This window comes from Pseudomonas lopnurensis, assembly GCF_015070855.1.
GTDB lineage: Bacteria > Pseudomonadota > Gammaproteobacteria > Pseudomonadales > Pseudomonadaceae > Stutzerimonas > Stutzerimonas lopnurensis.
In genome coordinates this window covers 12,601-37,498 of record NZ_JADDIX010000086.1, presented here as the reverse complement: position 1 = coordinate 37,498, position 24,898 = coordinate 12,601, and the positions used below count along the sequence as shown (strand labels likewise).

Here is a 24,898-nt window from a genome sequence, read left to right as displayed (position 1 = left end):
TTGCGGCGGATCGCCCGCAAGCGGGCTCCTACAAGTTCCCAGGGCTTCACCGGGCTGCCGATGGCTCTGTAATTTATCCAGTAAAACAAAGCGTTTTTATCTTTGATGAGCCGGCTTGCTGGCGATGCTTCAGGCAGAATGTCAGCAAAAGCGCTCCCATCGCCCTCAGTACTCGGAGCGGAGCCTGCTCCGCATCCGTGAGATACGGCCACCAATGCCTCGACATCGATGGCCGCTTCCTTAGAGTCGAAAACTGCCCATCTGCCGGCTCAGGTCGTCAGCCAGCCGCGACAGCGCCTGGCAGTCGGCCCGGCAGTTCTGCACGTCCACCGCGGTGGCCTGGGCCAGGTCGGCGATGCCCTGCACGTTCTGGGTGATTTCCTCGGTGACGCTGGCCTGCTCCTCGGTGGCCGCCGCGACCTGAGTGTTCATATCGCTGATGGTCTCGACCTGCTCGGTAATGGCGCCAAGCGATTGGCCGGTGCGCTGGCTGGCCTGCACGCCGGTACCGGTGGCCGCCTGACCGGCATGCATCGAGGCGACCGCATTCTCCGCGCCGCTCTTGAGGCGCAGGATCATCTGCTGGATCTCATCCGTCGAGGCCTGGGTGCGGCTGGCCAGGGTGCGCACCTCATCGGCCACCACGGCGAAGCCACGGCCCATCTCGCCGGCCCTGGCAGCCTCGATGGCGGCATTGAGCGCCAGCAGGTTGGTCTGCTCGGAGATGCTGCGGATCACCGCCAGCACCTGGTCGATCGACGCCACTTGCTGCGCCAGCTCGGTCACCGCAGCGGCGGCCTGGCCGATCTCGCCGGACATCCGTTCGATATGGCCGATCGACTCGTCGATCACCTGGCGCGCCTGCAGCGCCTCGTTGCGCGCGCCCTGCGAGGCCCGCGCGGCGTTGCTGGCGTTATGCGCGATCTCCTGTACGGTCAGGCCCATCTCATGCACCGCGGTGGCCACCCTATCGGTCATCTCGTGCTGGCGGGCGGCGCGGCCGGCGGTGTTGTCGACCACCAGGGCAACCTGGCCGACGGCGCTGCGCAGCCGTTCGCTGGTGGTGAGCACGTCGCCGATCAGGCCGCGCAGGCTGCCGAGGAAGCGGTTGAAACCCCGGGCCAGGTCGCCCAGCTCGTCGGCGCGGCTCTCGTCGAGGCGACGCGTGAGGTCGCCGCCACCGCCACCGATGTCCACCAGCGCAGCGGTTACCTGACGGATCGGCCGCACCAGGCCACGGGCGAGCAGCACGATCACGCCGAGGAACGCCAGACCAATGGCCACGCCGATCAGGCTGGTGGTCCACAACGTACGCCGGGCTTCGCCGAAGATTTCCGCCTCGGGCACCTCGCTGACCAGCCACCAGCCGAGCCCTTCCAGCGGCTGCGCCATGGCCAGGAAGGCCTCGCCGTCACGCTCGAAACGCACCACCTCGCCGGTGCCCGCCTGCAGTTCGCGGGCCGCCGCGTCGCCGGTCAGGCTGGCCAGCGCCGTGCGGTCGTTGTTCTGGTCGTCCGGATGCACCTTGACCCGGCCATCGGTGCCGACGAGATAGACCTCGCCGCGCTCGCCGAAACGGAAATTGGCCACCCGTTCGGACATGCTGCTCAGGCTATAGCCCAGCCCGGCGACGCCGAGAGTGCGGCCATTGGCGCTGATGCGCTGGTTGATGAACAGCGTCGGCTGGCGGGTCGTCTTGTCGATATCGATCTCGAAGCGCCGTTCGATGCCGCCGTCGAGCAGCCCGTAGAACCAGGCGTCGCCGGCTACTGCGCGCGACAGCGTGCGACTCAGACCGGTTTCGGAGTAGTAGTTGCCGCTTTCGAGCACTGCGATCGAGGTGGTGAGCGCATTCTGCTGCGCCTTCACACCCTGCAGATAACGGCCGATGGCCTCGCCCTGGCCCGCGTCCTCGCCACCGGCCAGCCAGTCGTGCACCAGCGTGTTGCCGGCGATCCCCGCCGTTGCGGTGATCGGGTCGGCCAGCGTGCGCTCGATGTCGTTGCGGATGGCGGTGACGTTCGCCGGCAATGCTTCGCCGATCAGGTAACGCTCGGCCAGCCTATTGACCGCCGAGGCGTAGACCAGGATCACGATCAGCAGGCTGGCCAGCAGGGCGGCGCCCATGCTGACGACCAACTGCCATTGAATGCTGCGCTTGAAAAACGGCATGGAAAATCCTCGGCACTTTGCACACAAACAAAAAGTCAAATGTACACAAATATAATTGACATGGATCATTTAGCGGCATTGCCGAAGGGAACTTTATGGCCGTCCGGCGAAAACCGCCGCAGGCCGTAGCCGTGGCGACATACGGTCGGCGGGACGCGTCTTGAGGGGCGCGAGAAACGGGTGCTAGCATGCCGCGAACACCGCCTGGCCGGGCGGCAGCAGACGAACAGGTGCGAATGTCCAGTATCCGAGAGCGCAACAAAGACTTGATCCTGCGCGCCGCCAGCGAGGAGTTCGCCGAGAAGGGCTTCGCCGCGACCAAGACCAGCGACATCGCCGTTCGCGCCGGGCTGCCCAAGCCCAACGTCTACTACTACTTCAAGTCCAAGGAAAATCTCTACCGGGAGGTGCTCGAGAGCATCGTCGAGCCGCTGCTCGAAGCCTCGGCGCCGTTCAACCAGCCCGGCCATCCCGCCGACGTGCTGCGCGCCTACATCCGCACCAAGATCCGCATCTCCCGCGATCACGCCAACGCCTCGAAAGTGTTCGCCAGCGAGATCATGCACGGCGCGCCGCACCTGTCCTGCGAACGCACCGCGCAGCTCAACGCCCAGGCCGCGCACAACATCGCCTGCATCCAGCGCTGGGTCGATCAGGGCCTGATCGCCGACATCGACCCCAGCCACCTGATGTTCAGCATCTGGGCGGCGACCCAGACCTACGCCGACTTCGACTGGCAGATTTCCACCGTCACCGGCAAGGCGAGCCTGAGCGACGACGACTACGAAGCCGCCGCCGAAACCATCATCCGCCTGGTGCTCAAGGGCTGTGAAATCGACGAGCCGGCCGCTGCGGACTGAGCGGCGTCCACGATTCCTGTACCAGGCATTCCCCGCACGCTTTTTGTAGGAGCAGGGGGGCGCCTAGCCTTGCTGGCAATCGGCGCTTCATCGCCAGCCATAGGGTGGATGTAACCCGTCGATATGGAGCTGGCCTCTGGTCCGGTTCGGCGGGTTGCAACCCGCCCTACGGTCTGCAATCACCGCGAAATACTGCAGGCGATAACGAAGAACGCCAGCATGCGCTGGCGTTCTTTCAACCGACGTCCGGCAAACCCTCAGCCATGAGCCCGCGCTGCGTCACGCAGGGCCTTGACCTGATCGTGGTTGCGTTGCACGCCCTGGTACTGGCGCTCGACGACGATACGCACCTCGGCCGGAAGGTCCTTCTCCAGCGCCTTGCGGTAGCTCTTCATTGCCACATCCTCGCCACGCTCGCACTCGTTGAGAATCGCCTCGTCGTCCTTGCCGGTGATCATCGACTTGAGGTCGACCCAGCGCCGATGCATGTCGGCAGCCACGCTGGTGCTGGTTTCCGGGTCGCCGCCCATCGAGCGGACCAGTTGCTGCAGCTCCGCCGCGGCGGTGGCACAGTCGCGGGCGCGCTGGGTCATGGTGCTCTTGAGCTGTGGATCGCGCAGATCGTCAGCGCACTCCATGAAGCCCTTCTCGCCATCCTTGCTGGTTTCGATCAGGTCGTTCAGTACGGAAATCGTATCTTTCGTGTCCATTTCTCTCTCCTGCGGGATCGTCTGAAATGGCCGGAATGATCGCGGCCTGCTTCTAAAAATCGACTCTCTGGCCAGAACAAAGGTTCAGCCCAACCGCCCGGAGGTCTACCGGTGCCGCTTCGCGGGAGCCTGCTGCGCCGCCAGCTCGATCCAGGTCGGGGCATGGTCGCTGGCATGCTCGCGATCGCGCGCCCAGCGATCGACCCCCGCGTCACGCAGGCGAGGCGCCAGGTCGGGGCTGAGCAGCAGGTGGTCGATACGCAGGCCGGAATTCTTCTGCCAGTGCTGGCGGAAATAGTCCCAGAAGGTGTAGATGCGCTCATCCGGATAGCGCGCGCGCAACGCATCGGTCCAGCCCTGGGCGAGCAGGCGCCGGTAGCAGTCGCGGCTTTCCGGCTGCAGCAGCGCATCCTTCAGCCAGGAGCGCGGGTTGTAGATGTCCTCGTCGGTGGGCACCACGTTGTAGTCGCCGGCCAGCACCACCGGATGGCCGCTGTCGAGCAGGCCGCGGGCATGCGCGATCAGCCGTTCGAACCAGGCCAGCTTGTAGTCGAACTTCGGCCCCGGCTGCGGGTTGCCATTGGGCAGGTAGAGGCTGGCGATGACGATGCCATGGACCGCCGCCTCCAGGTAGCGGCTGTGGCTGTCGTCGGGGTCGCCGGGCAGGCCGCGGCGGATTTCCAGCGGATCGCCGCCGCGGGCCAGGATCGCCACGCCGTTCCAGGACTTCTGTCCGTGCCAGATCGCGCCGTAGCCGGCGCCACGGATGGCGTCGATGGGGAAGCTGGCATCCGGCGCCTTCAGCTCCTGCAGGCAGACCACGTCGGGCGCCTCGCGCGCCAGCCATTCGAGCAGGTTCGGCAGGCGCGCACGGATGCCGTTGATGTTGAAGGTGGCGATTTTCAGCGTGTCCACGGGCGCTCCTGACGGTTACCGGCCCAGTTGAGACTAGCAAGCCCACGCGGCAGTTCGCCCCGCACCGACGTTGGGTCGAGGTGCGTAGCAGCGAGGCCCAACATCGTGCTGTGCTCAACCTCGACGGGCCCATCCAACACTTCACTTGGGGTAATGGCCTGAAACGTTCGCCTGTTGGGCTTCGCTGCGCTCAGGCTAGGCGCCCCCACCCAACCTCGCTGCGCGTTTTCGATAGCCACCGCGCGTGGATGTGCTGCGCGACATCCACCCTACGACCAGCAACCACGCGGCCTGGTTCGGCTCAGAGCCGGTTCAGGTTCTCAACGCACCTCCCAGTACCCCGGCGCGTTGTAGATGGCCTTCAGGTAGTCGATGAAGAAGCGCACCTTCGCCGGCAGGTAGCGTTGCTGCGGATAGACCGCCTGGATGTCGTAGGCCGGCAGGGCGTACTCGTCGAGCACCGTCACCAGTTCGCCGCGCTTGAGTTCGGCCTGGATTTCCCAGGTCGAGCGCCAACCGATGCCCAGGCCCTGCTTGACCCAGTCGAACAGCAGCTCGCCGTCGTTGCAGTCGAGGTTCCCGGCCACCCGCACCGCCACCTGGCGGCCGTCGCGCAGGAAGGTCCAGCCGCGCTGCTGGCCGCCCTGCAGGTTGAACGCCAGGCAATTGTGCCGCGCCAGTTCCTCCAGCGTCTGCGGTGTGCCGTGGGCGGCGAAGTATTCCGGCGCGCCGCAGACCACCCGGCGGTTGGGGAACAGCTTGAGCGCCACGTAGTTGGGATCGGTGACCTCGCCGATGCGGATGCCCATGTCATAGCCGTGGCGCACCAGGTCGACCACGCTGTCGGTGAAGTTGAACGACAGCTGCAGGTCCGGATAGCGTGCCTGGAATGCCGGCGCGTGCGGGCCGATATGCCGGCGGCCGAACGCCGCCGGGGCCGACACCACCAGGTGGCCGCGCACGGAGGTGCGGTCGTGGCTGATGCTGGCGTCCACCTCGTCGAACTCCTTGAGCAGCGCGCGGGCCCGTTCCAGATATTGCTCGCCCAGGTCGGTCAATGACAGCCCGCGGGTGGAGCGGTGCATCAGCTTGACGCCCAGGTGGCGCTCCAGCGCGTCCAGGCGCCGGCCCATCACCACCGGGGTCACGTTTTCCTTGTGCGCGGCGGCGGCGAAGCTGCCGCAGTCGGCGACCAGCACGAAGCTGCGCAGGGTCGTATAGCGATCCATTCGATACTCCTGATATCGACAGAACTGAAGTCTCGACCAATTCCGCCTGCGAATCCAGGCCGGCATGCTTGAGCCAGGTAGAAGAACTATCGAATAAGAACCAGCCACGATCTTGCGAGCTAGAGACCTGCAAGGCAAAAGCAGGCGAGGAAGCGGAGTTTGCTGGTGCAAACGAGCATTTCGAACCTGGTTTTAACGCAGCAGGGCCGACGCGCAGCAGATCGTGAACAGATCTAAGAGTCAGGAGGAAACGACCAATGGCCCGCATGAGAGCAATCGATGCCGCAGTCGCGGTAATGCGCAAGGAAGGCATCGACACCGCCTTCGGTATTCCCGGCGCGGCGATCAACCCACTGTATTCGGCCCTGCGTGCCGATGGTGGCATCCGCCACATCCTCGCCCGCCACGTCGAGGGCGCCTCGCACATGGCCGAGGGCTACACACGCGCCAAGCCGGGCAACATCGGCGTGTGCATCGGCACCTCGGGACCTGCCGGCACCGACATGATCACCGGCCTCTATTCGGCCTCGGCCGACTCCATCCCGATTCTCTGCATCACCGGCCAGGCGCCGCGCGCCAAGCTGCACAAGGAAGACTTCCAGGCCGTGGACATCGAATCCATCGCCAAGCCGGTGACCAAGTGGGCGGTCACCGTGCGCGAGCCGGCGCTGGTGCCGCGGGTGTTCCAGCAGGCCTTCCACCTGATGCGCTCCGGCCGTCCCGGCCCGGTATTGATCGACCTGCCGTTCGACGTGCAGATGGGCGAGATCGAGTTCGACGTCGAGACCTACGAGCCGCTGGCGGTGTACAAGCCGCGCGCCAGCCGCGCGCAGATCGAAAAGGCCATCGACATGCTCTGCGCCGCCGAGCGTCCGTTGATCGTCGCCGGTGGTGGCATCTACAACGCCGCAGCCGAAGCGCTGCTGGTGGAATTCGCCGAGACCGTCGGCGTACCGGTGATCCCGACGCTGATGGGCTGGGGCACGATTCCCGACGACCATCCGCTGATGGCCGGCATGTGCGGCCTGCAGACCAGCCACCGCTACGGCAACGCCACGATGCTGGCCTCGGACTTCGTGCTCGGCATCGGCAACCGCTGGGCCAACCGCCACACCGGTTCGGTGGAGGTCTATACCAAGGGCCGCACCTTCGTCCACGTCGACATCGAGCCGACCCAGATCGGCCGTGTGTTCGCCCCCGACTACGGCATCGTTTCCGACGCCGGCGCCGCGCTGGAACTGTTCGTCGCGGTCGCCAAGGCGCGCAAGGCCGAGGGCCGCCTGCCGGATCGTCGCGCCTGGGCCGCCGACTGCCAGGAACGCAAGGGCACCCTGCTGCGCAAGACCCACTTCGACACGGTGCCGATGAAGCCGCAGCGCGTCTACCAGTGCATGAACAACGCCTTCGGCAAGGACGCCTGCTACGTCAGCACCATCGGCCTTTCGCAGATCGCCGCCGCGCAGTTCCTGCACGTCTACAAGCCGCGCCACTGGATCAACTGCGGCCAGGCCGGCCCGCTCGGCTGGACCATCCCGGCGGCCCTCGGCGTACGCGCCGCGGACCCTGCGCGCAAGGTGGTGGCGCTGTCGGGCGACTATGATTTCCAGTTCATGGTCGAGGAGCTGGCGGTGGGCGCGCAGTTCAAGCTGCCGTACATCCACATCCTGGTGAACAACGCCTACCTCGGGCTGATCCGCCAGGCGCAGCGCGGCTTCGACATGGACTACTGCGTGCAGCTGGGCTTCGAGAACATCAATGCCGACCAGAGCGGCATGGAAAGCTACGGCGTCGATCACGTCGCGGTGGTCGAGGGCCTGGGCTGCAAGGCCATCCGCGTGTTCCGCCAGGAGGAGCTGCGCCCGGCCATCGAACAGGCCGAGGCCTGGATGGCCGAGCACCAGGTGCCGGTGGTGATCGAGGTGATCCTCGAGCGGGTGACCAACATCGCCATGGGCACCGAGATCGACGCCATCAACGAGTTCGAAGCACTGGCCAGCGGCCGCGAAGATGCCCCGACCGCGGTTGGATTGCTGGACTGATTAACCACACGCGTGGAAGACGCTTCGCGGTCTTCCACCCTACGGGCAGGACCACCTCGGCCCCGTAGGGTGGATATCGCGAAGCATATCCACCGCTGGCAGCACCGAGGGTGGTCGTCGCACCACCGCAACGCAACACCGAATTGTCCCTACAGACAAAGGAGAAACCCATGCCCCGCTTTGCCGCCAACCTGTCGATGCTGTTCACCGAGCAGGACTTCATGGACCGCTTCGCCGCCGCCGCCCAGGCCGGCTTCACCGGCGTCGAGTACCTGTTTCCCTACGATTACCCGGCCGAAGGGATCAAGGCCCGCCTGGACGCCAACGGCCTGACCCAGGTGCTGTTCAACCTGCCGGCCGGCGACTGGGCGGGCGGTGATCGCGGCATCGCCATCTTCCCCGAGCGGGTCGAGGAGTTCCGCGCCGGCGTCGACCAGGCCATCGCCTACGCCAAGGTACTGGGCAATACCCAGGTCAACTGCCTGGCCGGCATCAAGCCGCAAGGGGCGGACGAGGCCGCGTTCGAGCGCACCTTCGTCGAGAACCTGCGCTACGCCGCCGAGAAGCTCCAGGCCGCCGGCATCCGCCTGGTGATGGAGATGATCAACACCCGCGACATCCCGCGCTTCTACCTGAACACCACCGCGCAGGCGCTGGCGATCCGCGAGAAGGTCGGCCACCCCAACCTGTTCCTGCAGTACGACATCTACCACATGCAGATCATGGAAGGTGACCTGGCGCGGACCCTGGAAGGCAACCTGGCGGTGATCAACCACGTGCAACTGGCCGACAATCCGGGCCGCAACGAGCCGGGCACCGGCGAGATCAACTACCGCTTCCTCTTCGCACATCTGGACCGCATCGGCTATCAGGGCTGGGTCGGCTGCGAGTACAAGCCGGCCACCACCACCGCGGCTGGCCTAGGCTGGATGAAAGCGCACAACGCCATCTGAACAAGCAGACCGAATACGGAGGAAAACACTCATGGCTAAAATCGGATTCATCGGCACCGGTATCATGGGCCTGCCCATGGCCCAGAACCTGCAGAAGGCTGGCCACAGCCTCTTCGTCTCCACCCACCACGACGCGGCACCGGCCGCCCTGGTCGAGGCCGGCGCCGTCGCCCTGGCCAACCCGAAGGAAGTCGCCCAGGAGGCCGAGTTCATCATCGTCATGGTGCCGGACACTCCTCATGTCGAGGACGTGCTGTTCCGCGAGAGCGGCATCGCCGAGGGCGTCGGCCCGAACAAGCTGGTGATCGACATGAGCTCGATCTCGCCCAGCGCCACCAAGCAGTTCGCCGAGAAAATCAAGGCGACCGGCGCCGACTACCTCGACGCCCCGGTATCCGGCGGCGAAGTGGGTGCCAAGGCGGCCACCCTGTCGATCATGGTCGGCGGCAGCGAGGCCGCCTTCGAGCGCGCCCTGCCGCTGTTCCAGGCGATGGGCAAGAACATCACCCGCGTCGGCGAGAACGGCGACGGGCAGACCGCCAAGGTGGCCAATCAGATCATCGTCGCGCTGAACATCCAGGCGGTGGCCGAGGCGCTGCTGTTCGCCGCGAAGAACGGCGCCGACCCGGCCCGGGTGCGCGAGGCGCTGATGGGCGGCTTCGCCGGCTCGAAGATCCTCGAGGTGCACGGCGAGCGGATGATCAAGGGCACCTTCGATCCGGGCTTCCGCATCGCCCTGCACCAGAAGGACCTCAACCTGGCGCTGAACGGCGCGCGCGAACTGGGCCTGAACCTGCCCAACACCGCCAACGCCCAGCAGGTATTGAGCACCTGCGCCGCGATCGGCGGCAGCGGCTGGGACCACTCGGCGCTGATCAAGGGCCTGGAGCACATGGCCAATTTCTCGATCCGCGACGAGTGAGCACCCGGGCTGGCGCAGGGAGCGCGCCGGCACGCCCTGACGCCTCAGGGCCCCACCAGGGACGTCGAGTCGAGTCGGGCCTGCGCTACCCATCGTCGGATGCAGACAGCGATGGGTGGGTGGCGCTGCGCTCGGCACCCAGTGTTGAGCGGGTTGCCGTGCGGGGATGCTCGGAATCACGTCTCCCCCACGACGCAGGTGGCCCCGTGCGGCAGCCCGCTCATCCGCCGCCTTCGGGCGGCACCCTTTCGGTCCGCCCGGCAGAAGGAGTCACGGCCCGACTGCCGGGCAGGATCGATTCCAATCCTTAATGCTTGCGCCATCGAGCATTAAGGGCTGGAATCGGCCTCCACCGATAAATATTGCCGAAAGTGATCGGTGTAACCGATAGATAAAAGAAGGAGCACCCGATGATCCCCGATCCCCAAGCCCTGCTGCGCGAGCTGTTCGCCACCGCCATCGACGCCGCCCATCCACGCCAGTCGCTGGCCGACTACCTGCCGGCCGATCGCAGCGGCCGGGCCATCGTCATCGGTGCCGGCAAGGCTGCCGCGGCGATGGCCGAAGCCATCGAGAAGGTCTGGGAAGGCGAGCTATCCGGCCTGGTGGTGACCCGCTACGAACACCACGCCGACTGCCGCCGGATCGAGGTGGTGGAAGCGGCGCACCCGGTGCCCGACGATGCCGGCGAGCGCGTCGCCCGCCGCGTGCTGGAGCTGGTGAGCGACCTCAGCGAGGACGACCGGGTCATCTTCCTGCTCTCCGGCGGTGGCTCCTCGCTGCTGGCGCTGCCGGCCGAGGGCATCAGCCTGGCCGACAAGCAGGCGATCAACAAGGCGCTGCTGCGCTCCGGCGCGCACATCGGCGAGATGAACTGCGTACGCAAGCACCTCTCGGCGATCAAGGGCGGCCGCCTGGCCAGGGCCTGCTGGCCGGCCACTGTCCATACCTACGCGATTTCCGACGTGCCCGGCGACGAGGCGACGGTGATCGCCTCCGGCCCGACGGTGGCGGACCCGACCACCTCGGAGCAGGCGCTGGCGATACTCGAGCGTTACCACATCGAGGTGCCGGCCAATGTTCGCGCCTGGCTCCAGGACCCGCGCTCGGAAACGCTCAAACCGGGCGACCCGATGCTCGCGCGCAGCCATTTCCAACTGATCGCGACGCCGCAGCAGTCGCTCGATGCGGCGGCCGCAGCGGCCCGCGCCGCTGGCGTCACGCCGTTGATCCTCGGCGATCTGGAAGGCGAAGCCCGCGAAGTGGCCAAGGTCCACGCCGGCATCGCCCGCCAGGTCGTGCTGCACGGCCAGCCGATCGCCCCGCCCTGCGTGATCCTTTCCGGCGGCGAAACCACGGTGACCGTGCGCGGCAACGGCCGCGGCGGACGCAATGCCGAATTCCTGCTCAGCCTGACCGAAAGCCTGCAGGGCCTGCCCGGCGTATATGCCCTGGCCGGCGACACCGACGGCATCGACGGCTCGGAGGACAACGCCGGCGCGCTGATGACCCCGGACAGCTTCGCCCGCGCCGAGGCGCTGGGCCTGCGCGCCGCCGATGCCCTGGCGAACAACGACGGCTACGGCTACTTCGCCGCGCTGGACAGCCTGATCGTCACCGGCCCTACGCGCACCAACGTCAACGATTTCCGTGCCATCCTGATACTGCCACCGGACGCCTGAAGCGTCCCCTGCGAGCCCACCATGACACCCGACAAGAAGGTCAAGATCCTCGCCACCCTCGGCCCCGCCACCCGCGGCATCGACGATGTCCGCGATCTGGTGGAGGCCGGCGTCAACCTGTTCCGCCTGAACTTCAGCCACGGCGAGCACGCCGACCACGCCCAGCGCTATGCCTGGATCCGCGAGGTGGAGCGCGAGGCGAACCAGCCGATCGGCATCCTCATGGACCTGCAGGGGCCCAAGCTCAGGGTCGGCCGCTTCGCCAAGGGCAAGGTGCAGCTGGAGCGCGGCCAGCGTTTCCGCCTCGATCTGGACGAGACTCCGGGCGACCAGCAGCGGGTGACGCTGCCGCACCCGGAGATCATCGCCGCGCTGGAGCCGGGCATGACCCTGCTGATCGACGACGGCCGGCTGCGCCTGACGGTGCTGGCCAAGCAGGACGACGCCATCGAGACGCGGGTGATCGCCGGCGGCGAGCTGTCCGACCGCAAGGGCGTCAACGTGCCCGAGGCGGTGCTGGAGTTGAGCCCGCTGACCGACAAGGACCGCCGCGACCTGGTCTTCGGCCTGGAACTGGGGGTCGACTGGGTGGCACTGTCGTTCGTCCAGCGCCCGCAGGACATTCACGAAGCGCGTGCGCTGATCGGCGACCGTGCCTTCCTCATGGCCAAGATCGAGAAACCCTCGGCGGTGCAGCATCTGCGCGAGATCGCCCGGCTGTCGGACGCGATCATGGTGGCGCGCGGCGACCTGGGCGTGGAGGTGCCGGCCGAGAACGTGCCGCGCATCCAGAAGGACATCGTGCGCATCTGCCGCCAGCTCGGCCGGCCGGTGGTGGTCGCCACGCAGATGCTCGAATCCATGCGCTTCTCGCCGGCGCCGACTCGCGCGGAAGTCACCGACGTCGCCCACGCGGTGGCCGAGGGCGCCGACGCGGTGATGCTTTCGGCCGAGACGGCGTCGGGTGACTACCCGCTGGAAGCGGCCAGCATGATGAGCAAGATCATCCGCCAGGTCGAAAGCGGCCCGGACTACCAGGCCCAGCTCGACGTGCACCGGCCGAGCGCCGAAGCGACACTGCCGGACGCCATCAGCTGCGCGATCCGCCGCATCTGCGGCATTCTGCCGGTGGCGGTGCTGGTCAACTACACCGAGTCCGGACGTTCCAGCCTGCGCGCCTCGCGCGAGCGTCCGGCGACGCCGATCCTCAGCCTGACGCCGAACCCGGCCACCGCGCGCAAGCTGACCGTGGCCTGGGGCGTGTATTCGGTGATCGACGCGCCCATGCGCGACATGGAGCAGGTCTGCCTCAACGCGCTGGAACTGGCCCGCGCCCAGGGCATGGCCGGCAGCGGCGACACCGTGCTGGTCACCGCCGGGGTGCCGCTCGGCCAGCCGGGCACCACCAACTCGCTGCGCATCGAAATCCTCGACTGACGCCCGGCCGGCTCCGGCCTGCGGTTCGCCTGCGGATTCCGTTGCGCTACGCGCCCTGTTCGACGTCTTCGGCCAGTTTGGCGGTTGCCCGAGCCGCGCATGATCTTCGCGCCAGGTCCGCGACGGCCTCGGTCTGCCTGCTGATGCGCGTAGCCTAGCCGCCGCCTGGGCTGCGGCATCACCCCCCGGTTGCCAGCGGGTCCTGCTCCTGCGGATAGAGGTGCTCTTCCTCGATACCCCCGTCGTCGCCATGGACCTTCACCGAGGCCGTACGCAGCTTCATGTAGTCGCGCGTTTCGTCGAGGATGTCCTGCCGGGTCGATGCCTCGATCAGCGCTCGCTTGTCGCCCTCTTCGCGGAGCACCCAGCGGTCGTCCTCGTGGGTGATGTGATAGATTTCCATGGCAGTCTCCCTGCGTGGTTGCGGTCTTCTATAAGAGGCTCGACCCTGTCTCGAGGTTCGCAGGTTCGCGCGGGGTTGTCTTTAACCCTCAATGGTTCGGATAACCACGGCCGATCCGGATCGCTTCGCCCCCTGCCCTCGTATGAATCTTGATTAAAGACAACGCCAGACGGGAACGCTTGATCGATACAAGCCCAGGCAGAGCCGGCCTGCGCCTCCCTGGGGTGGACGTTCCCAGCAACTACTGCCCGCTGTCCGCTGTCCGCAGCGGCAGCGAATACCGCATCAGCGTCAAGCGCGAGCCTGGCGCGCGGGCGGGCTCTCCAGTGCGCTGGATGCGATGGCCGAAGGGTAAAAAGCCCATATATATGAAGTCGGCCACCTGATGCGTCTGCCGGCCCAGCGTCAGCAGACATTCAACGCCTGATGGCGCTTTCGCCGCAATTATCGCTTAACTGAAAGTTGTGGGTTCGGTGGCATAGCCGTTTCGCCTGTAATTTCATCACGCCATAGTCCTACTTGGCATGGGGAAAACCATTCGTCTGCACTTTCGCTTCTGGCGAAACTCCTGCAGCCATCGCTCCTCTGAAACATTGAAGGCTGATTGACCTCTCTCTTTCAGCCCTTGTGAAAGTCTCTATCCATTGAGGAGAAAAAGACATGGCAAATAACAACCCCGGCAACTTCGCCAACGATCGAGAGAAAGCTTCCGAGGCCGGCCGCAAGGGCGGTCACAACAGCGGCGGCAACTTCGCCAATGACCGTGAGAAGGCCTCCGAGGCCGGCCGCAAAGGCGGTCAGAACAGCCACGGCGGTGGCCGCAGCAGCTAAGCGCTGGCGGCTTTTGAAGAAGGGCAGAAACTTCGGTTTCCGCCCTTCTTTTCATTCCATAGAACAGAAATAACGCCAAGCACCCTTTATTTATTTAAAGCGAAATTAAAAACATGCCACTCCAATATTAAATCGATAGCAAAACAATATAATACGCAATGTGATCAGAGCCACCCCAGCAATAAGGAGCGCCGTAAGAAAGTTGAAAGAACAGCACAAGCCGGATAAATCCCACCCCCTCTGCGCGTCGCACAAACACGACAAGCGGCAGCACATGTACCCCGTTCCCGCATCGCCCGCCCTTTCTCGCTATGATCATGAGCCCGCCCCGAAGCCCAGGAGCAGTCGATGAGCAGCAGCGCGTTTTCCGAACGGATCGTCCAGAGCCTGCTGGACACCGATTTCTACAAGCTCACCATGATGCAGGCGGTGCTGCATCACTACCCCAATGCGGAGGTGGAGTGGGCCTTTCGCAGCCGCTCGGGCGAGAACCTGGCGCCCTACCTGCACGAGATTCGCCAGCAGATCGAGGCGCTTGCCGAACTGCACATGGCGCCCGAGGAACTGGCCTTCCTGGAACGGATTCCCTATATGCAGCCGGATTTCATCCGTTTCCTCGGGCTGTTCCGCTTCGACCTGCGCTACCTGCGCGTCGAGGTCGAGGATGGCGAGCTGGTGATCCATCTGCGCGGGCCCTGGCTGCATGTGATTCTATTCGAGGTGCCGCTGCTGGCGATCGTCAGCGAGGTGCGCAATCGCGCGCGCTATCCGCGGGTCACCCTGGCGCAGGCGCGCGAGCGGCTGGAAGACAAATTCGCCTGGTTGCGCGAGCAGGCCAGCGCCGAGGAACTGGCCACCTTCACGCTGGCGGATTTCGGCACCCGCCGGCGCTTCTCCTTCGCCGTCCAGCAGACGATCGTCGCGCAACTGCAGCAGGCCTTCCCCGGCCGCTTCGTCGGTACCAGCAATGTCCATCTGGCGCGCACGCTGGGGGTGAGGCCAATGGGCACCATGGCCCACGAGTGGATCATGGCGCACCAGCAGCTCGGCCCGCGGCTGATCGACAGCCAGATCGTCGCGCTGGACTGCTGGGTGCGTGAATACCGCGGTGCGCTGGGTATCGCACTGACCGACTGCATCACCATGGACGCCTTCCTGCGCGATTTCGACCTGTTCTTCGCCAAGCTCTTCGACGGCCTGCGCCACGACTCCGGCGATCCGATCGAATGGGCGGAGAAGGCCATCGCCCATTACCGGCACCTGGGCATCGATCCGATGACGCGCCAACTGGTGTTCTCCGACGGCCTGGATTTCGCCAAGGCGCTGGCGATCCACCGCGCCCTGGCGGGACGCAGCAACGCCAGTTTCGGCATCGGCACCGGCCTGACCTGCGACATCCCGGGTGTGGAGCCGACCAACATGGTCATCAAGATGACGGCCTGCAACGGCCAGCCGGTGGCGAAGATCTCCGATTCGCCGGGCAAGACCATGTGCCGCGACGAAGCCTTCGTCAGTTATCTCAAGCACGTCTTCGGCCTGAACGGCTGAGCCGGCCGCGACGGCTCACGGGCCTTACGTAGGCTGGGGGCCGCCGAGGTTGAGCGCAGCGAAGCCCAACGAGCGAGAAGCCGGGCCGCACAGTCGCCACGCCATTGGCCGTTTGGACGCGACGAAATCATCCTGGCCTCGGAATGATGTTGGGCTTCGTCGCTGCGCTCCTCAGGCTACGCGCTCCGACCCAACGCGCCCCAACCAACCTACGATGGGGCAGCCCTAGCCCTATTCTTTCAGAGCCTCAGACGTCCAGGCCTCGGCGTTCTCTCCGTTCGAGGCCGCGCACAGGCGATTGCGACCTTCGGTCTTGGCCCGGTACATGCGCTGATCGGCCAGCTCGAGCAGCTCGCGAAAGTCGCCGACGCGGTCGGCGCGCCGCTCAGCCAGGCCGATACTGGCGGTCAGCGCCTTGCCGTCCGGACGCGTGCCCAGCCCCTGCCCGACGATGCGCTGCAGCGCCTTGTGCGCCTGCGCCATGTCGGTGTCCGGCATGATCAGCAGGAATTCCTCGCCGCCCCAGCGCAGCAGGCAGTCCGAGCCACGCAGGGTGCCCAGCAGGCGGCCGGCGGCCGTGCGCAGCATCTGGTCACCGGCGTCATGGCCATGGTTGTCGTTGATCGATTTGAAGTGATCGAGATCGATGAACGCCAGCGCCAGCGCGCCATCGTTGCGCTGCGCGGTGTCCCACTGCAGACGCAGGATCTCTTCACCGCTGCCGCGCGAGAAGACGCCGGTGAGCGGGTCACGGATCGCCTGGCGCACCAGGGCGATCATGAATGCCAGCTGGCTCATGCTGGCCAGGCTGGCGACGCCGGCGATCAGAATCAACAGCCAGAAGGCGCCGGCGAACGACGGCCAGTTCAGCGTCGCCCAGCTCAGGTAGCCAGCCAGCGCCTGCGCCAGCAACAGCAGGCACGCCAGCACCAGATTCTCCACCAGCGTCAACGGGAAGATGGTCAGCCCGGCCATCAGCACGAAGGGCAGGAAGGCATAGCCGGCACCGACCACTGCGGAAAACTGCGCCAGCTGGTAACTGCCGAGCAGCGTATGCGAGGCGATGTAGAAGATGGTCGGGATGGCGAACAGGATCGCAATGGCCCGGTAGGCGTCCAGCAGATTGCCACTCGGCCGGTAGAACAGCAGCAGGCAGGTGAATGCCAGGCAGGCCAACATCCGCAGCCCGGCCAGCGCCAGCCACAGCGGCATTTCGAAGACCATCAGGTCGATCAGGCTCCACAGCGGGGTCAATACCGCGAAGAGGAAGGCGAACAATCGCACCCGGTTGACGATCAGCGTCGCGCGGCGCTGGCAGAGCAGCAGGGAGTGCCGATGAGGCACCAGCAGATGGCGCAATTCGTTGGGCTTGAGCTCGCTGGGCAGCAGCGTAGCCAGCCGATTGCGGAGCAGGTCGATGAGCGATGGCATTTATCGTTATCCACCCGATGAGGGATTGGTTCTTCGCACAGCGGGCGCAGGCTGCAGGCGCAGGCGCCGTTGGCTGGCACTTCAAGTCCGTTTCAAGGCAAGGCAAGATTCGTCCCGGCTCCGCACCACAGGCAGCGCAGAACTCAGCCGGAGGGATATTAATCAGTCCCACCGGCATGTCCCTTGAGCCAGGACAATAAACCGCCTCACTGCAGACGAATGGATAATAGTGCTTCGGCATGCCACAAGCCGCACCCACAACGCGGCACCAGCTTGTCGATTCGCTGATCGCCACGTCCAGCGCGCCCGTTTCAGCCGCTCGCGCCCGGCTACCTGGCGGAAAACCCAGGGTCGATTCGAATGCTCTCGTCTAGCTCAACGACCGCGCCAACGACATCGTCCAGCTCACCGGCAACCGTAGCCGCAGGCAATGCGGTCGCGCTGCAGGCGGCCACGGCGCGCCATATCGTCATACCGGACCTGGCGGACGTCGGCACCACGCCGCTGGGCACCAGCCTGCCCGCTTCGGTGCTGAACGGTCTGGGCGATCGGTTCAATGCCGAACTGTCGCCCAGTTGCAGGCCCAGGGCGGACGACCTCAACAGACCCTAGCGCGCATCGATCTGGCCCTGCAGATTGGCGATCTGCCCCTGCATGGCATTGATGGTGCGAGTGACCTGGGCGCGGAAGGAATCGAATTCCGCGGTATTGCTGCTCGGGGCAGGACGGTTATCCAATTCGCTGCGCAGCACCAGGATGTCCTGCTCGAGGCGGCTGATGGCCTGGTTCTGGTTGCCGTTCTGCTTGAGCGCCGCAACCTCCTTGCTCAGGCTGTCGACCCGCCCGGCCAGCTTGCCCTGCTCGTCCAGCGCGGATTTCAGCGCCGCCTGTTCGCTACCCAGCGCCTTGAGATTGTCGGCAAGGGTCGCAGCGGCACCCTGCTGTCCCTGCAGGTCGGCACCCAGGCGCTCCAGGCGTTTGCCATGGTCTTCCAGGCTGCGGTCCTGGTTGCCCTGCCTGCCGGCCAGACTCTGCTGCTCGGTGGCGAAGGCCTGCTGCTTGCGGGCAAGATCCGTGGCCTGTTGCTCCAGCTGCTTGATTCGCAGCTTCACCGCCTCGCTTTCGGTGGTCACGCTGGATTCGGTCGCCACCACCTTGCCGGAAATGTCCTGCAGTCGCCCGGCGGCGTCCTCGCTGATGCGTGCGAAGCTTTCCTGGGTGGCGACCAGTTGCATCTCCAGCATGGCGATCCTCTGATAGCTCCACCAACCCAGCGCGCCGAGGCTGATCAGCAGCGCCAGCACCATGACCCACAGCGGAGCCGTGCTGGCCCTGCCGCCGCTGCCCGGGCGACGCTTCTGCCGTGAACGGCCATCGTCGTCCCGCTCGGCCGCGGTTCGCGGGATCGGCTCGAGATCCGGCGCCGGATAAGGCTCCACACGGTCACGGCCTGCGGTCAGGCTGGGGATGTTTTCCAGTTCGTCGTGGGCATCGTTGCGCATGGTTTACCTTCAATGACGCGGAGCAAGAAACAACGCGCAGTATAACGATTCGGATGGCAGCCATCAGCGGCGTTCGCATGCTCGGCCGGATGCACTGCGCTAGAGCAGCCCGAAGCCAGGATCGTGCATGCGCGGTGCACGCTCTTGCGCCCGCGGGCGGCCAACCGGCTGCGCTGGCGCCGCGCGCCGCATGCCAAGGCAGGCTGCACGCCGCGTCATTCGGCCGCTCCGCTTGCGATCGATGCGCAGATTGCCAACCCGCGCAAAAGTTGGTACGCCGCTTGCTCTGGTCAACGAGCCAGCGGATAGACACTTCCAACATGGACGTTGGGCCCCAGGGCAACCTCGAGGAATACTTCATGGAGCTGAACAAGGCCGTTTTAGACTGCATGCGCAGCCTGCGTCGCAGACTTCGCGATGAACAGCAACTGGACATCCACCTCAACCAGCCGGACGCCATAACGGCAATGCTTGCCGGCTGCATGCGCTCCAACGACGAGCTGACCCGCGACCTCGGACGCCAGCTCGCCGCCTTCAGCGACCAGATGCCCGAATCGCCTCCAGCCGCGCCATCCGGTACCGCCAGCAATGGCCCCAGCGTGCGGATCTATCGAGGTCAACGCGTGCTCGCCTGACGGCAACCTTCACCCTGCCAGCAGCCATTCCCCGGCGCAACGCACCAGATGCCGCGTCAGCTCGTCCAGCAGCGTGCCGCCGTTACGCCAGTGGTGCCAATAGAGCGGCACGTCGATAGGCGCTCCCGACAGCACATCGACCAGCTCGCCGCGCGCGAGTTCGCCGCGCACCTGCAACTCCGGCACCAGCCCCCAGCCGAGACCGCTCTGCAACATGCGCACGAAGCCTTCGGACGAGGGGCAGAGGTGGTGGATGAAGGTCTCGGCGCCACCGACCGCGGTCATGTAGCGATGCTGCAGGCGGTCATCCGGGCCGAACACGATGGCCGGCACCCGGGCCAGACCCTCGGCCGTCGCCTGCCCCTGGAAATGCCGGCCGACAAAGGCCCGGCTCGCCAGCGCGCGGTAGCGCATCGCTCCCAGAAACTGGCTGCGCGCGCCCGCCAGCGGCCGTTCGGCGGCGCACACGCAACCAGCTACCTCACCTGCGCGCATGCGCTTGAGGCCGACCGCCTGGTCCTCCACCACATGGTCGAGCAACACCCGGTGCTCGGCGCAGAACGGCGCCACCGCGCCGGCCCACCAGGTCGCCAGGCTGTCGGCGTTCAAGGCGATGCGCAGGCGCTCGGGCAGGCGGTTGTCGTCCAGCGCCGGCACCTGGCCCTGCAGGTCGCGCTCGAGCAGGCGCACCTGCTGCACGTGATTGAGCAGGCGCTGGCCCAGTTCGGTCGGCCTGGGTGGCGCACCACGCAGCAAGACCGGCTGGCCGACACGTGCCTCGAGCAGCTTCACCCGCTGCGATACCGCCGATTGCGAGAGCCCCAGCGTCTGCGCCGCACGCTCGAAGCCTGCCTGCTCGACGACCGCCGCGAGAGCGGCCAGCAGTTTGTAGTCGAACATCAGTTTTCCTAATGGCAGTTAATCAGGATTCGTTTCTCTTATAACCCGGTAGTCCCCAGACTCGCCAGCAATGCAACACACGACAAGGCGAGCGACATGAATGCCATCTGGCAAAGCTATTTCAACGGACTCCTGGTCGCGGCGGGCCTGATCATGGCCATCGGCGCGCAGAACGCCTTCGTGCTCGCGCAGAGCCTGCGCCGCGAACATCACCTGCCGGTCGCGGCACTGTGCATCCTCTGCGACGTGCTGCTGGTCAGCGTCGGCGTCTTCGGCCTGGCCGCCGTGCTGGCGAACAATCCCGTGCTGCTGGACATCACCCGCTGGGGCGGCGCGGCATTCCTGCTCTGGTACGGCCTGCTCGCGCTGCGTCGCGCCGCCCGGCCGCAGAGCCTGCACAGCGGCGGCAGTGCAGCGCCCCGCTCACGCCGCGCGGTGCTGCTCGCGGCCCTGGCGGTGACCCTGCTCAACCCGCACGTCTACCTCGACACGGTGGTGCTGATCGGCTCGCTCGGGGCGCAGCAGCCGGAACCGGGCGCCTATACCCTCGGCGCCGCCAGCGCATCGACCCTGTGGTTCCTGACGCTGGCGCTCGGCGGCGCCTGGCTGGCGCCCTGGCTGGCGCGCCCGCTGACCTGGCGCCTGATCGATCTCGGCGTGGCCGCGATGATGTTCGCCATCGCCGCGCAACTCATCGTCGGCTGAGGCAAGCCGCGACCGTGCGCCTTCGCCACGGCCGCTGCTCGACGTCAAAAATGGCTTCCGGCCATTTTTGGGTTCTCGCATTTAATGGGGACAGGGTTGCTTGACACTGGACTGGCAAGATTGGGTGATGGTGCTGCTGTTCGGTTTGCTCTGGAGCTTCGTCGTTAAATCGATTATCGACTGTGCTGATACTTCTGGTTTCGCCCTGCTGGGCGAGTCCCTTTTTCTTGTTTGGGCCAAGAAAAAGGAACCAAAAAGAAGGCCACCCGACATCCGGCCCCGGCTGCGCCGGGGTTCCCTCGCTCCGGTGCCGCTCCGGGGGCCGTCACGAAGGGGGTTGAGCCGCAGGGACGCGGCGAAAGGACTCGGCGTCCCCGCTTAAAGGGCCATGGATGGTCCTTGTAAGCCGACCCCTGGAGCGGAGATGGAGCGAACGGGCCCGGAGCGAAGCGTAGGGCCGGATGCAGGGGCAAGCGTTTTGGTTACTTTTCCGGGGCCGGCCATCCGGCGACTGGAAAAAGTGACTCGCCCAGCAGGGCGAAACCAAGCTTTCAAGCAACTCGATAGACGCCAATGAAAGCAAAACTTTCATTCAGCACACCCAATCTTGCCAGTCCGGTCTCAATCTTTGCTTCCCGAGAAAACGCGATGAACCATTTTTTGCATCGCGACGAGGAACGCCCTGTCCCGAGACGGGTCCACGCAAGGCGCAGCCAGTCGCCTGCAATCCGCACCCGGCAAGCGGCAAAGGCCCTGGAACCCGCTTTTCCACACAGTTGCCGCGTGGTTTTGCCACAGGTCGGGTGCTATGATCGATGGCTCGCAGGCATGGAGCGGAAGGCTTCAGTCTGCCAGTTAGGCCGACCGTGAACGGCCAGAGATTGCGCAAAAGCATGTAGCGAGCGAAGGGAACGACAGTGGTAACGGGCAGGACGCGCACGCATTCGCAGCCTGCTCGCCGGCATCGCCGGAACCACCGCTGATTGCCCCTCCGAGCTGGCCGCATCAAACCTCGACACCTGAGTAGGAGATACATCATGGCTTTCGAATTGCCGCCGCTGCCTTATGAAAAGAATGCTCTCGAGCCGCACATGTCCGCCGAGACGCTCGACTACCACCACGACAAGCACCACGCTGCCTACGTGACCAACCTGAACAACCTGATCCCGGGCACCGAGTTCGAAGGCAAGGACCTGGAAAGCATCATCAAGACCTCCTCCGGCGGCATCTTCAACAACGCCGCTCAGGTCTGGAACCACACCTTCTTCTGGAACTGCCTGGCGCCCAACGCCGGTGGCCAGCCGAGCGGTGCCCTGGCCGACGCCATCAACGCCAGCTTCGGCTCCTTCGACAAGTTCAAGGAAGAGTTCACCAAGACCGCCATCGGTACCTTCGGCTCCGGCTGGGCCTGGCTGGTGAAGAAATCCGACGGCAGCCTCGGCCTGGCCAGCACCATCGGCGCCGGCAATCCCATGACCGCCGGCGACAAGCCGCTGCTGACCTGCGACGTCTGGGAGCACGCCTACTACATCGACTACCGCAACGCCCGTCCGAAATTCGTCGAAGCGTTCTGGAACCTGGTCAACTGGGACTTCGTCGCGAAGAACTTCGCAGGCTGAGCCAACTGCCAGGCAGCATAGAAGGATGCCCGCACATCGTTGCGGGCATTTTTCATTCAAGGTCCTGGCGCGGGTTGCCGCTATGCAATTGCAGACGCGTCTGCGCAGGCAGATGAACCGTCAAGCCGTTCCTCACCGCGAAGAGAACTTCGCATCCGCCCTTTGTAACGCACCGCTGGCAACTGTCCGTGCCGCCCGCTGCAGTGATTAGCGTCTTTGACGATTGCCTCATGACTAACAATACTTGCGCAACTGAGCACGGGCATGGAAAAGGGACCTTCTCTTGAAGCTGGAACTGCGCAATAGCCTGTCGCGAAAGCTCCTGCGTGTCGTCCTGCTGTCGGCGCTGGCGGTAGGGTTGGTGCTCAGTTGCGCACAAATCGTCTTCGGCGCGTACAAGACTCGCCAACTGATCGAGGCCGATGCCCAGCGCATCCTGCGCATGACCCGCGACCCATCGACCCAGGCGATCTACAGCCTCGATCGCGAGATGGGCGCGCAGGTGATGGAAGGCTTGTTCCAGCACGAATCGATTCGCATGGCTTCCATCGGCCACCCCGACGAAGGCCTGCTGGCCCTGAATATCCGCCCGCCGCTCAGGCTGCCGACACGCTGGCTGACCGACCCGATCTTCGGTCGTGACCAGCAGTTCTCCATCCCGCTGGTCGGCAAGCCGCCCTACAACGAGTACTACGGCGACCTGCGCATCACCCTGGACACCGCCCGGTACGGGCAGGAGTTCATCAGCGACTCGATCGTGATCCTGATCGTCGGCATTCTTCGCGCGCTGACCATGGCCCTGGTGCTCTACCTCATCTACCAGTGGCTGCTGACCCGCCCGCTGACCAAGCTCATCGAGCATCTGGCGCAGATCAATCCCGACCGCCCCGGCGAGCACAAGCTGCCGATGGTCAAGGGCCACGAACGCAACGAACTGGGCCTGTGGGTGGAAACCGCCAACGGCCTGCTCGCCTCCATCGAACACAACATGCAGCTGCGCCAGGAAGCCGAGAGCAGCCTGCACCGCATGGCCCAATACGACGCGCTGACGGGCCTGCCCAACCGCCAGCAGCTGCAGCAGCAGCTCGACCACATTCTCGACGAGGCGCGCCGCCTGCAGCGACGCGTCGCTGTGCTCTGCCTGGGGCTGGACGACTTCAAGGGCATCAACGAGCAGTACAGCTATCAGGCCGGCGACGCCCTGCTGCAGGCCCTGGCCAACCGCCTGCGCGACTTCGGCGGCAGGCTGGGCGCATTGGCCCGCCTGGGTGGCGACCAGTTCGTGCTGGTGCTCAGCGGTATCGAGCAACCCTACGAGGCGGCGGAACTGGCGCAGGCCCTGCTCGACGGCCTGGAAACGCCCATCGAACTCGACGGCCAGCGCATCCGCCTGCGCGGCACCATCGGCATCACGCTGTACCCGGAAGATGGCGACAGCACCGAGAAGCTCCTGCAGAAAGCCGAGCAGACCATGACCCTGGCGAAGAACCGCTCGCGCAACCGCTATCAGTTCTATGTCGCCAGCATCGACAGCGAGATGCGCGCCCGCCGGGAACTGGAGAAGGACCTGGGCGAGGCGCTCAAGCGCAACGAATTCCACCTGGTCTACCAGCCGCAGGTGGACTATCGGCAGAACCGCATCACCGGCGTCGAAGCACTGCTGCGCTGGAAGCATCCGCAGGGCCGGCTGATCCCGCCGGACCTGTTCATCCCGCTGGCCGAGCAGAACGGCAGCATCATCGAGATCGGCAAATGGGTACTCGACCAGGCCTGCAGCCAGCTGCACGAATGGCATGAGCAGGGCTTCGCCGACCTGCGCATGGCGGTGAACCTGTCCACCGTGCAACTGCGCCATCCACAGTTGCCGGACATGATCAACGAGCTGCTGCGCAACCACCAACTGCCCGCCGAGACCCTCGAACTGGAGGTCACCGAGACCGGCCTGATGGAGGACATCGAGGCCGCGACGCACAACCTGCACAGCCTGCGTCGCTCCGGGGCGCTGATCGCCATCGACGATTTCGGCACCGGCTATTCCTCGCTCAGTTATCTGAAGAGCCTGCCGCTGGACAAGATCAAGATCGACAAGAGCTTCGTTCAGGACATCGGCCAGGACGAAGGCGCGACCATCGTCCGGGCGATCGTCCAACTGGGCAAGAGCCTCGGCATGACGGTCATCGCCGAAGGCGTGGAAACCCCGGAGCAGGAGGCCTACCTGATTGCCGAAGGCTGCCAGGAAGGCCAGGGCTACTACTACAGCAAACCGCTACCCGCCCACGAGCTCGGCCTGCTGCTGCGTCAGTCGCGGCGCTTCGACCGTGCGCTCAATTCCGAGCTGCGCTAGGGGCTGGTGACGTTTCGTTCGCGGCCGCGCCGCAACCAGCCCTGCGAGCCACGACCGGTAC

General features: G+C 65.5%; 20 protein-coding genes and 1 pseudogene. 13 read left to right on the top strand and 8 right to left on the bottom strand.

What is annotated here, in order from left to right; genetic code table 11:
- Positions 1 to 240: 240 nt before the first annotated feature.
- Complete coding sequence (locus IN820_RS17895; RefSeq protein WP_193682278.1) at positions 241 to 2,172, bottom strand: methyl-accepting chemotaxis protein; 1,932 nt, start codon at positions 2,170 to 2,172, stop codon at positions 241 to 243.
- 236 nt (positions 2,173 to 2,408) lie between these two features.
- Here IN820_RS17895 and IN820_RS17890 point away from each other — a divergent pair, with 236 nt between their 5' ends.
- The gene (locus IN820_RS17890; protein WP_193682277.1) at positions 2,409 to 3,032 is read left to right on the top strand and encodes a TetR/AcrR family transcriptional regulator; all 624 of its coding nucleotides are present in this window, start codon (positions 2,409 to 2,411) and stop codon (positions 3,030 to 3,032) included.
- Between the two features lie 257 nt (positions 3,033 to 3,289).
- On the opposite strand, the gene IN820_RS17885 is transcribed toward IN820_RS17890, so the two are convergent.
- The 3 genes from IN820_RS17885 to IN820_RS17875 form a co-directional block, all read right to left on the bottom strand.
- On the bottom strand, positions 3,290 to 3,742 hold the full coding sequence (locus tag IN820_RS17885) for a PA2169 family four-helix-bundle protein (protein ID WP_193682276.1): 453 nt from the start codon (positions 3,740 to 3,742) through the stop codon (positions 3,290 to 3,292).
- A 105-nt stretch (positions 3,743 to 3,847) separates the two neighbouring features.
- Positions 3,848 to 4,657: an exodeoxyribonuclease III gene (locus IN820_RS17880; protein WP_193682275.1), complete on the bottom strand. Its 810-nt coding sequence runs from the start codon at positions 4,655 to 4,657 to the stop codon at positions 3,848 to 3,850.
- A gap of 320 nt (positions 4,658 to 4,977) precedes the next feature.
- Positions 4,978 to 5,886: a LysR family transcriptional regulator gene (locus IN820_RS17875; protein WP_193682274.1), complete on the bottom strand. Its 909-nt coding sequence runs from the start codon at positions 5,884 to 5,886 to the stop codon at positions 4,978 to 4,980.
- Between the two features lie 257 nt (positions 5,887 to 6,143).
- On the opposite strand from IN820_RS17875, the gene gcl reads away from it, so the two are divergent.
- The 5 genes from gcl to pyk all read left to right on the top strand — a co-directional run bounded on the left by gcl (position 6,144) and on the right by pyk (position 12,919).
- A complete protein-coding gene (gene gcl / locus IN820_RS17870) occupies positions 6,144 to 7,925 on the top strand; it encodes a glyoxylate carboligase (protein ID WP_193682273.1) in 1,782 nt (593 codons plus the stop codon).
- A gap of 170 nt (positions 7,926 to 8,095) precedes the next feature.
- The gene (gene hyi, locus IN820_RS17865) at positions 8,096 to 8,878 is read left to right on the top strand and encodes a hydroxypyruvate isomerase (RefSeq protein WP_193682272.1); all 783 of its coding nucleotides are present in this window, start codon (positions 8,096 to 8,098) and stop codon (positions 8,876 to 8,878) included.
- Between the two features lie 31 nt (positions 8,879 to 8,909).
- Positions 8,910 to 9,800: a 2-hydroxy-3-oxopropionate reductase gene (locus tag IN820_RS17860; RefSeq protein ID WP_193682271.1), complete on the top strand. Its 891-nt coding sequence runs from the start codon at positions 8,910 to 8,912 to the stop codon at positions 9,798 to 9,800.
- A 410-nt stretch (positions 9,801 to 10,210) separates the two neighbouring features.
- Complete coding sequence (locus tag IN820_RS17855) at positions 10,211 to 11,482, top strand: glycerate kinase type-2 family protein (protein ID WP_193682270.1); 1,272 nt, start codon at positions 10,211 to 10,213, stop codon at positions 11,480 to 11,482.
- A 21-nt stretch (positions 11,483 to 11,503) separates the two neighbouring features.
- Complete coding sequence (gene pyk / locus IN820_RS17850) at positions 11,504 to 12,919, top strand: pyruvate kinase (RefSeq protein ID WP_193682269.1); 1,416 nt, start codon at positions 11,504 to 11,506, stop codon at positions 12,917 to 12,919.
- A gap of 178 nt (positions 12,920 to 13,097) precedes the next feature.
- On the opposite strand, the gene IN820_RS17845 is transcribed toward pyk, so the two are convergent.
- Positions 13,098 to 13,322, bottom strand: a complete 225-nt coding sequence (locus tag IN820_RS17845; protein ID WP_193682268.1) for a DUF2188 domain-containing protein — start codon at positions 13,320 to 13,322, stop codon at positions 13,098 to 13,100.
- Positions 13,323 to 14,000: 678 nt separating this feature from the next.
- Here IN820_RS17845 and IN820_RS17840 point away from each other — a divergent pair.
- Positions 14,001 to 14,153, top strand: a pseudogene (locus IN820_RS17840) (general stress protein); the annotation flags it as partial.
- A gap of 348 nt (positions 14,154 to 14,501) precedes the next feature.
- Positions 14,502 to 15,701 carry a nicotinate phosphoribosyltransferase gene (gene pncB / locus IN820_RS17835; protein ID WP_193682267.1) on the top strand — a complete coding sequence of 400 codons (1,200 nt, stop codon included), beginning with the start codon at positions 14,502 to 14,504 and terminating at the stop codon, positions 15,699 to 15,701.
- A 231-nt stretch (positions 15,702 to 15,932) separates the two neighbouring features.
- Here pncB and IN820_RS17830 read toward each other — a convergent pair whose 3' ends face one another.
- Entirely contained in the window at positions 15,933 to 17,132 is a 1,200-nt protein-coding gene (locus tag IN820_RS17830) for a GGDEF domain-containing protein (RefSeq protein ID WP_193682266.1), read from the bottom strand.
- 360 nt (positions 17,133 to 17,492) lie between these two features.
- Here IN820_RS17830 and IN820_RS17825 point away from each other — a divergent pair, with 360 nt between their 5' ends.
- On the top strand, positions 17,493 to 17,744 hold the full coding sequence (locus IN820_RS17825; RefSeq protein WP_193682265.1) for a hypothetical protein: 252 nt from the start codon (positions 17,493 to 17,495) through the stop codon (positions 17,742 to 17,744).
- Here IN820_RS17825 and IN820_RS17820 read toward each other — a convergent pair.
- Positions 17,741 to 18,634 (bottom strand): ATPase, encoded by an 894-nt coding sequence (locus tag IN820_RS17820; protein WP_193682264.1) that lies wholly within the window; start codon positions 18,632 to 18,634, stop codon positions 17,741 to 17,743. The genes IN820_RS17825 and IN820_RS17820 overlap by 4 nt on opposite strands.
- A gap of 359 nt (positions 18,635 to 18,993) precedes the next feature.
- Here IN820_RS17820 and IN820_RS17815 point away from each other — a divergent pair, with 359 nt between their 5' ends.
- Positions 18,994 to 19,269, top strand: a complete 276-nt coding sequence (locus IN820_RS17815) for a hypothetical protein (protein ID WP_193682288.1) — start codon at positions 18,994 to 18,996, stop codon at positions 19,267 to 19,269.
- A 9-nt stretch (positions 19,270 to 19,278) separates the two neighbouring features.
- Here the strand turns inward: IN820_RS17815 and IN820_RS17810 are convergent, their stop codons facing one another.
- Positions 19,279 to 20,169, bottom strand: coding sequence for a LysR family transcriptional regulator ArgP (locus IN820_RS17810; RefSeq protein ID WP_193682263.1), 891 nt, complete (start codon positions 20,167 to 20,169; stop codon positions 19,279 to 19,281).
- Positions 20,170 to 20,274: 105 nt separating this feature from the next.
- Here IN820_RS17810 and IN820_RS17805 point away from each other — a divergent pair, with 105 nt between their 5' ends.
- The 3 genes from IN820_RS17805 to IN820_RS17795 all read left to right on the top strand — a co-directional run bounded on the left by IN820_RS17805 (position 20,275) and on the right by IN820_RS17795 (position 24,837).
- Positions 20,275 to 20,874: a LysE/ArgO family amino acid transporter gene (locus IN820_RS17805; protein ID WP_193682287.1), complete on the top strand. Its 600-nt coding sequence runs from the start codon at positions 20,275 to 20,277 to the stop codon at positions 20,872 to 20,874.
- Between the two features lie 1,037 nt (positions 20,875 to 21,911).
- The gene (locus IN820_RS17800) at positions 21,912 to 22,493 is read left to right on the top strand and encodes a superoxide dismutase (RefSeq protein ID WP_193682262.1); all 582 of its coding nucleotides are present in this window, start codon (positions 21,912 to 21,914) and stop codon (positions 22,491 to 22,493) included.
- Between the two features lie 283 nt (positions 22,494 to 22,776).
- Positions 22,777 to 24,837 (top strand): putative bifunctional diguanylate cyclase/phosphodiesterase, encoded by a 2,061-nt coding sequence (locus IN820_RS17795; protein WP_193682261.1) that lies wholly within the window; start codon positions 22,777 to 22,779, stop codon positions 24,835 to 24,837.
- Positions 24,838 to 24,898 lie beyond the last annotated feature (61 nt).

Bases quoted from the DNA above. Each gene is read 5' to 3' on its own strand.
- IN820_RS17860 (WP_193682271.1), top strand. From the start codon at position 8,910: ATGGCTAAAATCGGATTCATCGGCACCGGTATCATGGGCCTGCCCATG.
- IN820_RS17815 (WP_193682288.1), top strand. From the start codon at position 18,994: ATGGAGCTGAACAAGGCCGTTTTAGACTGCATGCGCAGCCTGCGTCGC.
- pyk (WP_193682269.1), top strand. From the start codon at position 11,504: ATGACACCCGACAAGAAGGTCAAGATCCTCGCCACCCTCGGCCCCGCC.
- IN820_RS17800 (WP_193682262.1), top strand. From the start codon at position 21,912: ATGGCTTTCGAATTGCCGCCGCTGCCTTATGAAAAGAATGCTCTCGAG.
- IN820_RS17890 (WP_193682277.1), top strand. From the start codon at position 2,409: ATGTCCAGTATCCGAGAGCGCAACAAAGACTTGATCCTGCGCGCCGCC.
- gcl (WP_193682273.1), top strand. From the start codon at position 6,144: ATGGCCCGCATGAGAGCAATCGATGCCGCAGTCGCGGTAATGCGCAAG.
- hyi (WP_193682272.1), top strand. From the start codon at position 8,096: ATGCCCCGCTTTGCCGCCAACCTGTCGATGCTGTTCACCGAGCAGGAC.
- IN820_RS17875 (WP_193682274.1), bottom strand. From the start codon at position 5,886: ATGGATCGCTATACGACCCTGCGCAGCTTCGTGCTGGTCGCCGACTGC.
- IN820_RS17825 (WP_193682265.1), top strand. From the start codon at position 17,493: ATGCTCTCGTCTAGCTCAACGACCGCGCCAACGACATCGTCCAGCTCA.
- IN820_RS17810 (WP_193682263.1), bottom strand. From the start codon at position 20,169: ATGTTCGACTACAAACTGCTGGCCGCTCTCGCGGCGGTCGTCGAGCAG.
- IN820_RS17820 (WP_193682264.1), bottom strand. From the start codon at position 18,634: ATGCGCAACGATGCCCACGACGAACTGGAAAACATCCCCAGCCTGACC.
- IN820_RS17895 (WP_193682278.1), bottom strand. From the start codon at position 2,172: ATGCCGTTTTTCAAGCGCAGCATTCAATGGCAGTTGGTCGTCAGCATG.
- IN820_RS17830 (WP_193682266.1), bottom strand. From the start codon at position 17,132: ATGCCATCGCTCATCGACCTGCTCCGCAATCGGCTGGCTACGCTGCTG.
- IN820_RS17845 (WP_193682268.1), bottom strand. From the start codon at position 13,322: ATGGAAATCTATCACATCACCCACGAGGACGACCGCTGGGTGCTCCGC.
- IN820_RS17885 (WP_193682276.1), bottom strand. From the start codon at position 3,742: ATGGACACGAAAGATACGATTTCCGTACTGAACGACCTGATCGAAACC.
- IN820_RS17855 (WP_193682270.1), top strand. From the start codon at position 10,211: ATGATCCCCGATCCCCAAGCCCTGCTGCGCGAGCTGTTCGCCACCGCC.
- pncB (WP_193682267.1), top strand. From the start codon at position 14,502: ATGAGCAGCAGCGCGTTTTCCGAACGGATCGTCCAGAGCCTGCTGGAC.